Source organism: Proteus sp. fly-1067 (assembly GCF_040139345.1).
Classification (GTDB): domain Bacteria; phylum Pseudomonadota; class Gammaproteobacteria; order Enterobacterales; family Enterobacteriaceae; genus Proteus; species Proteus vulgaris_B.
Genome location: NZ_JBEEUL010000003.1, coordinates 146,007 through 160,324 on the forward strand (window position 1 = coordinate 146,007; position 14,318 = coordinate 160,324).

13 protein-coding genes are annotated in these 14,318 nt (G+C 41.1%); 2 read left to right on the forward strand and 11 right to left on the reverse strand.

The window, feature by feature from the left end; all coding sequences use genetic code 11:
• Nucleotides 1–36: 36 nt before the first annotated feature.
• On the forward strand, nucleotides 37–486 hold the full coding sequence (gene cueR, locus ABN217_RS06915; protein ID WP_115350667.1) for a Cu(I)-responsive transcriptional regulator: 450 nt from the start codon (nucleotides 37–39) through the stop codon (nucleotides 484–486).
• A gap of 108 nt (nucleotides 487–594) precedes the next feature.
• Here cueR and secA read toward each other — a convergent pair whose 3' ends face one another.
• Together secA and secM are read right to left on the reverse strand one after the other, a co-directional pair.
• Nucleotides 595–3,303 (reverse strand): preprotein translocase subunit SecA, encoded by a 2,709-nt coding sequence (secA, locus tag ABN217_RS06920; RefSeq protein ID WP_115350668.1) that lies wholly within the window; start codon nucleotides 3,301–3,303, stop codon nucleotides 595–597.
• Between the two features lie 99 nt (nucleotides 3,304–3,402).
• On the reverse strand, nucleotides 3,403–3,930 hold the full coding sequence (gene secM / locus ABN217_RS06925; RefSeq protein WP_115350669.1) for a secA translation cis-regulator SecM: 528 nt from the start codon (nucleotides 3,928–3,930) through the stop codon (nucleotides 3,403–3,405).
• Between the two features lie 45 nt (nucleotides 3,931–3,975).
• Between secM and ABN217_RS06930 the strand changes: the two genes are divergently transcribed.
• Entirely contained in the window at nucleotides 3,976–4,491 is a 516-nt protein-coding gene (locus tag ABN217_RS06930; protein ID WP_196554010.1) for a DUF721 domain-containing protein, read from the forward strand.
• A 34-nt stretch (nucleotides 4,492–4,525) separates the two neighbouring features.
• On the opposite strand, the gene lpxC is transcribed toward ABN217_RS06930, so the two are convergent.
• The 9 genes from lpxC to murD form a co-directional block, all read right to left on the reverse strand.
• A complete protein-coding gene (gene lpxC / locus ABN217_RS06935) occupies nucleotides 4,526–5,443 on the reverse strand; it encodes a UDP-3-O-acyl-N-acetylglucosamine deacetylase (RefSeq protein ID WP_036913397.1) in 918 nt (305 codons plus the stop codon).
• A gap of 98 nt (nucleotides 5,444–5,541) precedes the next feature.
• Nucleotides 5,542–6,708 carry a cell division protein FtsZ gene (gene ftsZ, locus ABN217_RS06940; protein WP_072069264.1) on the reverse strand — a complete coding sequence of 389 codons (1,167 nt, stop codon included), beginning with the start codon at nucleotides 6,706–6,708 and terminating at the stop codon, nucleotides 5,542–5,544.
• Nucleotides 6,709–6,778: 70 nt separating this feature from the next.
• Complete coding sequence (gene ftsA, locus ABN217_RS06945; protein WP_006533748.1) at nucleotides 6,779–8,035, reverse strand: cell division protein FtsA; 1,257 nt, start codon at nucleotides 8,033–8,035, stop codon at nucleotides 6,779–6,781.
• A 45-nt stretch (nucleotides 8,036–8,080) separates the two neighbouring features.
• Nucleotides 8,081–8,866 (reverse strand): cell division protein FtsQ, encoded by a 786-nt coding sequence (ftsQ, locus tag ABN217_RS06950; protein WP_115350670.1) that lies wholly within the window; start codon nucleotides 8,864–8,866, stop codon nucleotides 8,081–8,083.
• A 1-nt stretch (nucleotide 8,867) separates the two neighbouring features.
• Nucleotides 8,868–9,224, reverse strand: a complete 357-nt coding sequence (locus ABN217_RS06955; RefSeq protein ID WP_196554009.1) for a hypothetical protein — start codon at nucleotides 9,222–9,224, stop codon at nucleotides 8,868–8,870.
• Between the two features lie 5 nt (nucleotides 9,225–9,229).
• On the reverse strand, nucleotides 9,230–10,693 hold the full coding sequence (gene murC / locus ABN217_RS06960; protein WP_072069267.1) for a UDP-N-acetylmuramate--L-alanine ligase: 1,464 nt from the start codon (nucleotides 10,691–10,693) through the stop codon (nucleotides 9,230–9,232).
• Between the two features lie 41 nt (nucleotides 10,694–10,734).
• Nucleotides 10,735–11,817, reverse strand: a complete 1,083-nt coding sequence (gene murG, locus ABN217_RS06965) for an undecaprenyldiphospho-muramoylpentapeptide beta-N-acetylglucosaminyltransferase (RefSeq protein WP_197268962.1) — start codon at nucleotides 11,815–11,817, stop codon at nucleotides 10,735–10,737.
• The gene (gene ftsW, locus ABN217_RS06970; RefSeq protein ID WP_072069269.1) at nucleotides 11,814–13,007 is read right to left on the reverse strand and encodes a cell division protein FtsW; all 1,194 of its coding nucleotides are present in this window, start codon (nucleotides 13,005–13,007) and stop codon (nucleotides 11,814–11,816) included. The genes murG and ftsW overlap by 4 nt, the downstream gene beginning before the upstream one ends.
• Complete coding sequence (murD, locus tag ABN217_RS06975; RefSeq protein WP_349459246.1) at nucleotides 13,007–14,317, reverse strand: UDP-N-acetylmuramoyl-L-alanine--D-glutamate ligase; 1,311 nt, start codon at nucleotides 14,315–14,317, stop codon at nucleotides 13,007–13,009. The genes ftsW and murD overlap by 1 nt, the downstream gene beginning before the upstream one ends.
• Nucleotide 14,318: the final 1 nt, after the last annotated feature.

Here is a 14,318-nt window from a genome sequence, read left to right on the forward strand (position 1 = left end):
AAAAGCACGCTTCATTATTCTAATAAGGAAAACATGATGAATATTGGTCAAGCAGCAAAAAAATCCGGTATTTCCAGCAAAATGATCCGTTATTATGAACAAATTGGTTTAATTCCCAAAGCCATTCGTACTGATGCGGGTTATCGAGATTACAGTGAAGCTGATGTGGCTTGCTTTCGTTTTATTCGCCATTCACGGGCACTTGGCTTTTCAACCGAACAAATATCAACGTTATTAGTTTTATGGAACAACAGAGAACGAGCTAGCGCAGATGTGAAATCCATAGCCATTTCTCATATTGAAGAGCTTAACCGTAAAATAGCTGAACTTCAGCAGATGACACAAACACTAGAACATTTAGCAAAAGATTGCCAAGGTGACAATAATCCAGATTGCCCGATTATTGCAGGATTAGCAGCACCCAAAGCGACATCTGAAAAGGGCACAACCAAAAGCCATCTCTCTCACCTTCGTTCTTCAATCTAATTTATTTATGATAAAAAAATCCCGCTTATTATGAACTTACTCCAGTCCAACTCAGCGGGATTTCTTATTAAAAGCTAGATTAAATAGCTATTATTATCAATACGTCAATTAACCTAATTGACCATGACAATGTTTAAATTTCTTACCTGATCCACAAGGACATGGTTCATTACGACCCACTTTTTTACCTGCAGCCACTTGACCATCAACCGCTGACATTTGAGATTCTTTTGTCACTTCATGGCTTAACTGCTGTTGTTTTGCCAGACGTTCTGCTTCTTCACGACGGCGACGTTCTAACTCTTCAACTTCTTCTGGTAAACGAACTTGGACTTTGCTTAGTGTGCTAATCACTTCATATTTTAGTGATTCCAGCATATTAGCAAACATTGCGAACGATTCACGTTTGTACTCTTGTTTTGGATCTTTTTGTGCATAACCACGTAAGTGGATACCTTGACGCAAGTAATCCATCGCTGCCAAGTGTTCTTTCCACAATGAATCTAGCGTTTGTAACATCACGCCTTTTTCAAAGTTACGCATCATTTCAGCACTAACGATTTCTTCTTTCGCTTTATAGACTTCGATAGATTTTTCTAAAATACGTTCACGTAATGTTTCTTCGTGTAACTCAGGCTCTTTATCTAACCATTCTTTGATTGGTAAATTTAAATCAAAGTCTTTTTGTAGACATGCCGTTAAACCTTCGATATCCCACATTTCTTCCAATGATTGAGGTGGAATGTAGTTGTCGATCATTGTAGTGAAGACATCTTGACGAATGCTGTCAATAGTTTCGCTTACGTCTGCCACATCCAGTAATTCGTTACGTTGAGTGTAGATTGCACGACGTTGGTCATTAGCTACATCATCATATTCAAGCAATTGCTTACGAATATCAAAGTTGCGGTTTTCTACTTTACGTTGCGCATTTGCAATTGCTTTAGTTACCCAAGGATGCTCAATCGCTTCGGTTTCATTCATACCTAATTTACGCATCATGCCAGATACTTTATCTGAAGCAAAAATACGCATTAAGGAGTCTTCCATAGATAAATAGAAACGAGAAGAACCTTCATCACCTTGACGACCCGCACGACCACGTAACTGGTTATCAATACGACGAGATTCGTGACGTTCAGTACCAATGATATGTAAACCACCTGAAGCTAATACTGCGTCATGGCGCTCTTTCCATTTGGCTTTGATTTCTTCAATTTGCTCTTCAGTTGGCTCTTCAAGTTTAGCCACTTCAGTTTGCCAGCTTCCCCCTAACACGATATCAGTACCACGACCTGCCATGTTAGTTGCGATAGTTACCGCTGAAGGTAAACCTGCGTTAGCAATAATATCCGCTTCCATTGCGTGGAATTTCGCATTCAGCACGTTATGGTGAACATTCGCCTTCGTTAATGCATTAGAGATTTCTTCTGACTTTTCAATTGAGATAGTACCAACAAGTACAGGTTGGCCATTCTTGGTGCGCTCACGAATATCTTCGATAATAGCTGCAAATTTACCTTGTTCATTCATATAAACTAAGTCAGGTAGATCTTTACGCACCATTGGGCGGTTAGTTGGAATAACAATCGTTTCTAAACGATAGATAGAGTTAAACTCAAACGCTTCAGTATCCGCAGTACCCGTCATCCCTGCTAATTTTTCGTATAAACGGAAATAGTTCTGGAATGTGATTGATGCTAATGTTTGGTTCTCATTTTGGATCTTCACACCTTCTTTTGCTTCAACCGCTTGGTGTAAACCATCGGACCAACGACGACCTTGCATTGTACGACCAGTATGTTCGTCAACAATGATAACTTCACCATCTTTAACAATGTAGTCAACGTCTTTGGTAAACAGAGCATGAGCACGCAATGCTGCTGTCACATGGTGCATTAACATAATATTAGCTGGTGAGTATAAAGACTCGCCTTCTTTCATCATGCCCGCATCTGCTAATAATCCTTCAATCTTAACCAAACCACGTTCTGTGATATTCACTTGACGCGTTTTTTCATCAACAGAGTAATCACCTTCGCCTTGGAAAGTATCTGAATCTTCTTTTTCTTGAGAAACCAAATGAGGGATCACTTTGTTCATTTGGATATAAAGCTCAGAGCTGTCTTCTGCTGGGCCTGAAATGATCAGAGGTGTACGCGCTTCATCGATTAAGATTGAGTCAACCTCATCCACTAATGCGTAGTGTAATTTACGTTGAACACGCTCTTGTGGGCTAAACGCCATGTTGTCACGTAGATAGTCAAAACCAAATTCGTTGTTAGTACCGTAAGTGATGTCTGCGTTATAGGCTTCACGTTTTACTGGTGGTGCCATATTCGGTAGGTTGATGCCAACGCTTAATCCTAAGAATTCAAATAAAGGACGGTTATTTTCAGCGTCACGTTGTGCCAAGTAGTCATTGACGGTAACAACGTGAACTCCTTTACCTGATAACGCATTTAAATACGCCGGTAATGTTGCAGTTAATGTTTTACCTTCACCTGTGCGCATCTCAGCAATACAACGTTCATTTAGCACCATGCCACCGATTAGCTGCACATCGAAATGGCGCATACCAAAGACACGTTTACTTGCTTCACGAACAGTTGCAAACGCTTCGGGTAAAATATCTTCCTCTTTTTCACCCTTTTTTAAGCGCTCACGAAACTCATCTGTTTTTGCTTTTAACTCATCATCAGTCAGTTTTTCAAATTCAGGCTCTAGTTTATTAATTTCAACGACGACTTTGCGCATACGGCGGATAGAACGATCATTACGGCTACCAAAAATTTTGGTTACAATTTTACCTAACATAAATCTTTATTCTCATTTATGGCGTGAAAACGCCGAAAAAAGCCTCTGTTTTATGTATTCACAGAGATAATCATAATCTTATTAGATTAAGTGACTCAATTAAGCGGTTAGGTAAGGTCCAGCGCGGATCCCACGGATTTGTGCAAGCCACAATCCGGTATGATAAGAAGTGGTATTCTGTGCTAAAGCATAGCCAGAAAGCGGCAAATGAGTTAATGCGGTTGATGATGTGTCTGTTAATAACGCATACAGAGTATCAAGCATGACCTCTGCAACATTGGAAACCGGAGACGGCTCATCTTTGGCTTTGACCATCAATTCAGGAGAATTAATGGTGAACGCAAAAGAAAGCTGTTTAATAACATTTTTTACTGCATGCTGTTGCCAGTAATTAAAGGTGAAGGATGAGGCAGGATTCTGTACACTTTGACGTAAGAATAAATTGTCAAACGCAATGAGTGCCTGACTTTGACGATTTTGAGAAGAAGGTGTATCTGTTTGCTGTGGATTTTCGGCATGAGCAGACAACAGCGAAGGTATTCCGATACCTGCTGCTACCATCCCTAAAAGCAGATGCGACCAAAAATATCGCCTGCCAAACTGTCGCCAAAAACTTATAATGCTCATTAACCTTTGTTGCTCATTAATTTTTATTTTGTGGAGTCAAAATCTATGCGGGATAGTTACCCACAATCATTGGAAAAAATCTTCATAGAACTTGAAGGTTCCAATAAGAATACATTACAACTCATACAACAGCGTGCAACGATTTTACTAAAATTAAATCGCGCCGTCATGGCTCTTTTGCCTGTTCCTTTACAAGATAAATGCCGTGTCGCAAATTATCGCAATGCTATTTTAATTATTGAAGTAGCAAACGCAAGTTGGTTAACACGATTACGTTATGAAACTCCATCATTACTTTCTGCATTAAGACAAGAAATTTTACCATCCTTATCCTCAATAGACATCAAAATTAATCCGACTTTAGGAATAAAACCGGAAAAAAGATCTTTAATATCATCATTAAAAGAACAAGAGCCTACAAAGAAACGTCACTTGAGTTTAGAAAGTGCTCAATCATTAAAGTATTTGGCGCAGAAAAGTCCGAAGAAGTTAAGAGAGAAATTAGAGCGGTTGGCTGCACTTGCCGGAGAGAGTACAAGTGCAACCAAAGATGAACGTTAATTAGAGATAATTAACGTGCTTTCCATCGCTGAAATTAAGCAAAAACCATTGAGGGAGCTTTAAATGCCACTGGCATTTGTGCTTCGTCTTCAAATGTGACGAATTCCCATGCAGATTCTTTTGCTAATACAGCTTGGAGTAATTTATTGTTTAATGCGTGACCTGATTTAAACGCGGTGAATTCACCGATAATGTTATAGCCACACATAAATAAATCACCGATTGCATCCAACATTTTGTGACGAACAAATTCATCTTCAAAACGCAGTCCATCATCGTTGAGAACACGATAGTCATCAACCACAATCGCACAATCGAAGCTTCCGCCTAAACACAATCCTTTAGATTGCAGATATTCAATATCACGCATAAATCCAAAAGTACGAGCACGACTAATTTGGCTCATGAAGGATTCAGCAGAGAAATCTAATTTATAACGCTGTGTACTTGCATCAATGGCTGGATGATTAAAATCGATAGTAAAATCTAATTTAAATCCATTGTATGGACGCATTTCTGCCCATTTATCACCATCTTCTACACGTACTGTTTCTTTGATACGAATGAATTTCTTCGCAGTACGAAGTTCTTCAATACCCGCATCAAGTAACAAGAAAACAAAAGGTGCTGCACTTCCATCCATAATTGGAATTTCAGGTGCATTCACTTCAATTACGATATTATCAATGCCTAAACCAGCCAGTGCTGCGTTTAAATGCTCAACGGTTGATATACGCACATCATCTTCGTTAACTAAGCAAGTACATAGCATAGTGTCACGAACTGATTTTGCGTCTGCTGGAAAATCCACCGGTGGATTTAAATCAGTACGACGGTAGATGACCCCAGTATTTGCTGGCGCCGGACGCATTGTAAGCGTAACTTTTTTACCCGTGTGAAGACCCACACCAGTTGCTTGTACAATTCGTTTTAATGTCCGTTGTTTGATCATCATTTTATCTCGCAATGTTATCCGTCCTACCAATTATTATACTTATAATTGGCAGGACAGTTTAGCACAAAAAGCGGAGATGCCAATCTTTTTGGCGATTAATCAGCCTGTTTTCTCAGGAACGCAGGGATATCTAAATAATCGGGCTCTTTATTCGCCTGAGTAGATTGTTCGTTAACTGCTTTTGCTGCTGGCTTGCTTTCTTCTACAGCAGTAAAAGAAGACATGCTATTTTGCATTTGCTGATAACGATTCTCCATTGCGCTTTGCTGATTTTGCTTATTCGTTACCAGCGTAATTTCTGGACGTTTGTCCATGCCGATACCTGTTGCAACGACAGTTACACGCAGTTCATCATTCATTTCTGGGTCAAGGGATGTACCAATAACCACAGTCGCGTTATCTGATGCAAATGCACGAATGGTATTACCCACTGTTTCAAATTCATCAAGACGCAAGTCAAAGCCAGCGGTAATGTTGACTAACACACCACGCGCACCAGACAGGTCGATATCTTCCAATAATGGGCTTGAAATCGCCATTTCTGCAGCTTCTTCAGCGCGATCTTCACCTTTAGCAGCACCTGAGCCCATCATGGCATAACCCATTTCAGACATCACGGTTCTTACGTCAGCAAAGTCAACGTTCATTAAACCTGGGCGGGTGATTAGCTCAGCGATACCTTGAACTGCACCTTTTAAGACATCATTAGCCGCGCCAAACGCATCTAATAATGAAATTCCACGACCCAATACTTTTAATAATTTGTCATTAGGAATAGTGATTAATGAGTCAACATGCTTTGATAGCTCAGTAATACCTTGTTCCGCAAATGCCATACGTTTTTTGCCTTCAAAATTAAAAGGCTTAGTTACTACAGCAACGGTCAAAATGCCTAACTCTTTAGCAACTTCAGCAACAACTGGTGCGGCACCTGTACCCGTACCACCACCCATACCTGCTGCGATAAAGACCATATCGGCACCTTCAAGCGCTGCACGCAACGCTTCACGGTCTTCTTCTGCGGCATTACGACCCACTTCAGGGTTTGCACCTGCACCTAAGCCTTTCGTAATGGCATTACCAATTTGGATAGTTTGTCCGACCGCTGTTTTACGTAGCGCTTGAGCATCCGTATTGACTGCAAAGAAATCTACGCCTTCAATACGTTCACGAACCATGTGCTCAACCGCATTACCGCCGCCGCCACCAACGCCGATGACTTTGATCACCGCATCGTTGGTTAATTCCATAGGTTCAAACATAATTTCTCTCCGTTTTGTGCCTTCTCAGAGTCGCTTGCTCAAACGACCTCTTTTTAAATTTGTCTGATTATTAAAACTCTCTTTTCAGCCAGCCGGTAAGTTTCTTAAACAAACCACTGACAGCAGAGCGTTTTTCGGTTTCTGTTTCCTCACCAAAGTGGGATTCTTTACCGTAATGCAAAAGCCCAACCGCTGTTGAGTAGTAGGGATCCTGCGCATAATCTGTTAGCCCGGTAATATTTAACGGTTTACCGATCCGTACTTGCGTGTGAAAAACACGTTGAGCACATTCAACAAGTCCATCAATCTGTGCAGCACCACCTGTTAGCACAATACCTGCAGCTAAATGATGCTTAATCCCTTGCTGGCGTAATTGTTCTTGAACTTTTAAAATCTCTTCATTAACAAGATTGAGCAATTCGGTATAACGAGGCTCAATCACCTCAGCAAGAGTTTGTCGTTGCAGACTTCTTGGTGGCCTGCCTCCGACACTAGGAACTTCGACATTTTCATCTTTACCAACTAAAGAGCCTAATGCACAACCATGGCGAACTTTGATAGCTTCAGCGTCATTTGGGGGTGTACCAAACGCATAAGCGATATCACTTGTTACCACATTGCCAGCATAAGGAATAACGCGAGTGTGTCTTAATGCTCCACCAGTATAAATGGCGATGTCCATCGTACCGCCACCAATATCAACAACACACACACCAAGTTCACGTTCATCTTCTGTCAATACAGCGAAACTTGAAGCTAGTCCCGCAAAAATCAGTTGATCCACTTTTAATCCACAGCGTTCAACTGCTTTTACAATATTCTTTGCCATATCGTTATGGCAGGTAATTAAATGAACTTTAGCTTGCATACGTACACCCGACAATCCAACAGGGTTTTTGATCCCTTCTTGATAATCAATGGCATACTCTTGCGGTATAACATGTAAAACCCGATGTTCATCTTTTACTTTGACGGATTTCGCAGTATGAACCACGCTATCAACATCATCTTGAGTCACTTCTTCTTCTGAAATTGGCACCATACCAATCTCATTTTGGCAACTGATATGCTTGCCTGATAACGCCAAATATACTGAAGATATTTGACAGTCAGCCATCAATTCAGCCTGATCTACCGCCCGTTGCACACATTTTACGACGGATTCAAGATCGTTAACGCCACCTTTATCCATGCCTCGAGATGGACAACTTCCTACCCCAATAATATTTACAACACCATCAGGCAGGATCTCACCGACAAGGGTGGCTACTTTGGCCGTACCAATCTCAAGACCAACTACTAATTTTCTGTCCGTCGCTTTGATCATTATTGTTCTGCCTTCGCCTTCATCGTGTCATCTGCCACGTCTTGTTTATTCATTCTCAAGTAATAAAGGAGCCCATCCGACTGCACCACCACTGTCATAACGCAGATCAACATAATCAACTCGTTTATCTGTTTCTTGTTGCAGTATCGGATACAACTCAATAAAGCGAGCGATCCGTTTTTCGTTATCCTTACGACCTAACTCCAATCGGACATCATTGTCTAAAACTAATTGCCATCCTTGACGTGCAGACATTGACGCTGCTTTTAAATTCAGATTACTTGCAAGAAGTTGATCTCTCATTGCCACATAACCTGATAACACCATTTTTTCACTTCCTTGAGGGCCATATAACAAAGGGTAATTACCTTTGGTTTCCAATTGCGTTGGCAAGCTGAAAACACGCCCTTCTTTATCAAGAAAGTAAGTATCATTCCAGCGAGTAAAGGGAACATACTCTACCAGATGGATTTTAAGCTCATCAGGCCACTGTTTACGCACAGTGACTTGCCTAATCCATGGCATACGCTCAATTTGTTGCTGAATGATATTCACATCCTGTGTCATAAATGTGCCTGGCTGCCCTAAAGATAAAATCGCCTGACGCACATCATCATTTGTTGTGTAATGCCTCTCACCGGTTAATACAAGTTTTGAGATAGGAAGACGATTTGCATCTTTCATCCAGTTAACTACTTGTATTCCACCCCAAACAATAGTGGCAATCACACATAAGAAAAAAATTAATCCTGATAAATAAGTACCATTACTCGGTCTGTCAGAATGCTGTTTCTCTTTGTGTTCTTTTATATTTAGCGCTGCTTGTGACATATTAACCCACTAACTCCTGAGCAACGTTTAAACCAGAGAATCGCCCATCCTTTTGTCCGATGTTCCTTCGATTAATACTTTTCCTACATATATATACTTTATGAACACCTTTAGGTTTGATAATTAAATCACTAAATTGTTCAATCTGTTGAGAATTATTTACTTTAAAAGAAGAAATTGCGAATTTTTCTGCATTTTTCTTACTTTTTAACTGAAATTTTTTCTCAACATGGTTTTGAGCAAGCGAATTCTCATTTATTTTTTTCGCCAATACAGTGCTATTTTTCTCATAACACCTCATCATTACAGCGAGTTGATTACCTATTTCACCATAAATGATGCTCACTTGCTCAAACATCCGTCTTAATCCTCGCTTAAAGATGGCTGTAGTTTCGTATCTGCTAAGCGACGCGCTATTTTACCAATATTTCCAGCACCTTGAACTAAAACAAGATCATTATCTGTTAATACACCCGCTAATATTGATGAAATATTATCGACATCAGATACCCAGATAGGATCTAGCTTGCCACGCTGGCGAATTGTTCGACAAAGTGAGCGACTATCTGCACCTGCAATCGGAGTTTCTCCGGCAGAATAAACATCTGTTAATAATAAAATATCAACTTGGTTGAGAACCGTAGCAAAGTCCTCATACAAATCACGTGTACGCGTATAACGATGCGGTTGGAAAATCATGACTAGACGTTTATCTGGCCAACCAGCTCTCGCTGCTTTAATCGTTGCGTCAACTTCTGTTGGGTGATGGCCATAATCATCGACTAACATCACCTCACCTTCTTGACCATTAACATGTTCAAGGCCGTAATTACCTAAGAAGTCGAAACGGCGCCCCGTACCTTGGAAGTTAAGTAATGCTGCTAAAATATGTTCGTCAGCAATACCTTCTTCAGTAGCAACCGCCACAGCTGCAGTGGCATTTAATGCGTTATGACGACCAGGCGCATTTAATACAACTTGTAAATCAGGCATATCTTCACGAGAAATAGTGAAGAAGCCTTGAGCACCTTTTTGTTCATAATGTGTAATTCGAACGTCTGCATCTTCACTAAACCCGTAAGTCGTAATATAACGACCAACTTTAGGGATGATAGAACGGATAACATCATCATCAAGACACATCACTGCACGACCATAAAACGGTAAATTGTGCAAAAAGGTAATAAACGTCTCTTTTAAATTGTCAAAATTACCGTGATATGTATCCATATGGTCTGCTTCTATATTCGTAACGACAGCCACCATAGGTTGTAAATGTAAAAACGACGCATCACTTTCGTCAGCTTCGGCGATTAAATAACGGCTACATCCTAAACGAGCATGCGTACCTGCTGATTTAACTAATCCGCCATTCACAAAAGTAGGATCTAATCCTGCTTGTGCATAAATATTTGAAATCATTGCTGTCGTGGTGGTTTTACCATGAGTTCCTGCAATCGCCACACCATGACGATAACGCATTAATTCAGCCAACATCTCAGCACGACGAATAACTGGAATACGTGCCTCTCTCGCGGCAATAATTTCAGGATTCTCAGCACTGATTGCAGTCGAGACCACAACAACACTAGCGCCACGAATATTTTCAGGGCGGTGATTAAAATAAACAGTTGCGCCCAAAGCAACGAGCTGTTGTGTAACGGCATTCGGCGCTAAATCAGAACCACTGATTTCATAGCCTTCATTCGCTAGCACTTCGGCAATCCCACCCATACCAGCACCACCGATGCCAATAAAGTGAATATGCTTAACTTTTCTCATTTCAGGCACAAACGATCTTAATTTTGCCAGTTGTTGTGTATTCACTATTTACTTCTTCACTCTAAGTTAATGGTTACAGGTTACGTTTATTTTTTTGCCACTTCGATTATCACATTCGCTACACGCTCTGTGGCATCCGTAATCGCAACACTTTTTGCTTTTTCTGCCATCGCTAGCAATGTTTCTCTATCCCACTGCTTCAGGGTTTGTGCAATGACTTCTGGAGTTAAATCATTTTGCTCGATAATCCGTGCAGCCCCTGCTTTTTCTAATGGCAGGGCATTCCAATATTGCTGCCTATCTTTGTGCTGGAAGGGAACAAAAATAGCGGGTAATCCCGCAGCGGCAATTTCACTGACGGTTAATGCACCTGAACGGCATACAACAACATCAGCCCATTGGTAAGCTTGCGCTATATCATCAATAAATTCAGTAACTTTATATTCAGATTTAACTGAATTTTTTGCTAATTCATTCTGATAGCGTGTTTTTGTATCACTTTCGCCACCTTTTCCAGCTTGATGCCAGATTGTAACATGTTCACCAAGCAAACCAGCGACCACCGGCAAGGTATGATTTAAAATTCGAGCGCCTTGGCTACCACCAATAATCAACACACGAATGGGACCGGATCTTTCTTTTAATCGTACCGATGGCGCTTCAAGCGCTAACACATCTTCACGTACAGGATTCCCAACAATAGGCGCTTTAGGAAATGCACCAGGAAAAGCCTGCAATACACGTTTAGCAATCTTGGATAGCCAACGATTGGTTAATCCAGCAATCCCATTTTGTTCATGTAAAATAACAGGAATGCCACACATCCAAGCTGCTACACCACCTGGGCCAGAAACATAACCGCCCATACCAAGTACAGCATCAGGTTGATAACGTTTCATAATGGTACGCGCCTGAAAAATAGCTTTAATAATACGAATTGGCGCTGCTATTAATGCTTTAATACCTTTACCACGTAAGCCAGAAATGCGAATAAATTCAATATCAATACCGTGTTTGGGTACTAAATCAGCTTCCATTCTATCCGCCGTTCCTAACCATCGGATTTCCCAACCTTGGGATTGTAGATAATGAGCAACAGCTAGCCCGGGGAATACGTGTCCGCCCGTGCCACCAGCCATTACCATTAAACGGCGTCTACGCTCGCTCATTTTGGGCTCCTTACAAACGCCTGAGCTTGTGCTAGACGTGTTTCATAATCTATTCGTAACAACATCACGATGGCTGTTGACATAATAATCAAACTTGAACCACCGTAACTAATAAGAGGAAGAGTTAATCCCTTCGTTGGTAACATGCCTGCTGCCGCGCCTACATTGACCAATGATTGGAATGTAAACCAGATCCCGATTGAACACGCTAAAAAGCCTGAAAAGCGTTGATCGAGCATCAATGCACGTCGCCCAATTTGCATCGCGCGAAAAGCGATGAAGAATACCATTAAAAGCACTAAAACCACACCGATATAACCAAGTTCTTCTGCCAAAATGGAGAAAATAAAGTCGGTATGTGCTTCTGGTAAATATTCCAGTTTTTGTACGGAGTTTCCTAAACCTTGCCCAAGCAAATCGCCTCGGCCAAATGCCATCAAAGATTGCGTTAATTGATAACCACTACCAAATGGATCTTCCCAAGGCTCTAAGAAAGAAGTGATCCGGCGAACACGATAAGGTTCAACAATGATAAGCATAACCACAGCGGCAATACCTGAGCCGATAATCGCTAAAAATTGCCAAATTTTAGCACCCGCCAAAAATAAAAGTGCCAATGTGGTAACAAACAACACGACCACGGTACCTAAGTCTGGCTGCAATAACAGTAAAACAGCCAGCACTAACATAACACCCATAGGTTTACAGAAACCCCAAAAGTTGTTTCTGACCTCTTCAACTTTTCGAACTAAGTAGCTAGATAAGTAACAAAATAAAGCCAGTTTTGATAATTCAGCAGGTTGAAAGTTTAAGGGACCCACAGCAATCCAACGTGAAGCACCATTAACCGAACTTCCGACGCCCAATACCACTAATAAAAGTAGTATTGAACCAAACAGCATTAAACTGCTATAACGTTGCCAAATTGCCATAGGAATACGCATAGTGACTAACGCAATACAAAACGCCACAATAAGGTAAATCCCATCACGCTTTGCAAATAAGAAAGGATCTTCTGCAAGTCGTTGACCAACTGGCATTGAAGCTGATGTCACCATGACAAAACCGATAACCGCTAATCCGAAAGTAAACCAGAGCAAAGTGCGATCATACGGTACAAACGCCGTATTCTCAGTTTGATAACTGCCCACTAACCACTGTTTTAGTCTTCGCATTGCGAATATGCTCATCAGCCAAGCTCCCTTGCCAAGCGTGCAAATTCATCGCCACGTTGCTCAAAACATTTAAATTGATCTAAACTTGCGCAAGCAGGTGAAAGCAACACCATATCCCCGGGTTTAACAGTAGGGGCTAATGCACGCATTGCCTCTTCCATTGTCACAGTTAATAAAGAGACATCTGGCCGTAAACTTGCTAGGGCTTGCCCGTCTTGTCCAAAGCAATAGAGACGAATATTGCCGCCACTGATATAAGGCAATAAAGCAGTGAAATCGGCTGATTTTCCATCGCCTCCTAATAAAAGATGCAATGTACCTTCGACGTCTAAGCCACGAAGGGCTGCTTCTGTGCTACCGACATTAGTTGCTTTAGAATCGTTTATCCAACGTACATTTTGATGTGAATAAACTAATTGAAAACGGTGAGCCAAGCCGTGATAGTTTTTCAGTACTCCCAATCCCGCTTTACGTGTGATCCCTACCGCATCAGCAAGTGCCAATGCTGCAAGTCCATTGGTATAATTATGCTGTCCTGAAAGATACATTTCGGACGTTGAAAGAACTTTTTCACCTTTTACTTTTAAGACGCGGTTCGTGTTATCAAGCTGATAATCGCCTTGTCCTACACCAAAGCTGACACAACGGCCATCTTTACCCGCTAAAGGTAATGTGAGTGTGTCATCTTGGTTATAAACGCAGGTATTGGCATTATCATAGATACGTAATTTCGCTTCACGGTATTGTTCCAATCCTAATGGATAGCGATTCATATGATCTTCGCTAATATTTAAGACTGTTGCCGCTGCCGCTTTTAAACTATATGTGGTTTCTAGTTGAAAACTTGATAGTTCTAATACATAAAGATCATGAGGCTCAGTTAGTAAAGTCAGTGCAGGAACACCTATATTCCCCCCAACACCAACACGAATGCCATCCGCTTTTGCCATTTCACCCACAAGCATTGTGACTGTGCTTTTACCGTTAGAGCCTGTGATAGCCACAATAGGTGCTTTTGCTTCGCGGCAAAATAGTTCAATATCCCCCACAATTTCGACACCATAACTTGCAGCTTCAACAAGCTCAGGTGTTGAAAGGGCAATACCAGGACTTGAGATAATTAAATCTGCATCGTTAAGCCATGCTTGGTGAAAACTGCCTGTATGATATTCAACATCAATAGGAAGCTTATCTAAGCCTCCTGGTTTTTGGCGCGTGTCAATCACTTTAGGTGTAACACCTTGACGGATAAAAAAGTCAACGCACGAAAGACCTGTTATTCCAAGCCCAACAACAACAACTTTTTTTCCCTGATAATTTGCCATC

Excerpts from the sequence above, each read along its gene's own strand:
- secM (WP_115350669.1), bottom strand. The coding sequence starts at position 3,930 with ATGAGCATTATAAGTTTTTGGCGACAGTTTGGCAGGCGATATTTTTGG.
- ftsZ (WP_072069264.1), bottom strand. The coding sequence starts at position 6,708 with ATGTTTGAACCTATGGAATTAACCAACGATGCGGTGATCAAAGTCATC.
- lpxC (WP_036913397.1), bottom strand. The coding sequence starts at position 5,443 with ATGATCAAACAACGGACATTAAAACGAATTGTACAAGCAACTGGTGTG.
- murG (WP_197268962.1), bottom strand. The coding sequence starts at position 11,817 with ATGAGCGAGCGTAGACGCCGTTTAATGGTAATGGCTGGTGGCACGGGC.
- ftsQ (WP_115350670.1), bottom strand. The coding sequence starts at position 8,866 with ATGTCACAAGCAGCGCTAAATATAAAAGAACACAAAGAGAAACAGCAT.
- ftsA (WP_006533748.1), bottom strand. The coding sequence starts at position 8,035 with ATGATCAAAGCGACGGACAGAAAATTAGTAGTTGGTCTTGAGATTGGT.
- secA (WP_115350668.1), bottom strand. The coding sequence starts at position 3,303 with ATGTTAGGTAAAATTGTAACCAAAATTTTTGGTAGCCGTAATGATCGT.
- ABN217_RS06930 (WP_196554010.1), top strand. The coding sequence starts at position 3,976 with ATGCGGGATAGTTACCCACAATCATTGGAAAAAATCTTCATAGAACTT.
- murD (WP_349459246.1), bottom strand. The coding sequence starts at position 14,317 with ATGGCAAATTATCAGGGAAAAAAAGTTGTTGTTGTTGGGCTTGGAATA.
- ftsW (WP_072069269.1), bottom strand. The coding sequence starts at position 13,007 with ATGAGCATATTCGCAATGCGAAGACTAAAACAGTGGTTAGTGGGCAGT.
- cueR (WP_115350667.1), top strand. The coding sequence starts at position 37 with ATGAATATTGGTCAAGCAGCAAAAAAATCCGGTATTTCCAGCAAAATG.
- ABN217_RS06955 (WP_196554009.1), bottom strand. The coding sequence starts at position 9,224 with ATGTTTGAGCAAGTGAGCATCATTTATGGTGAAATAGGTAATCAACTC.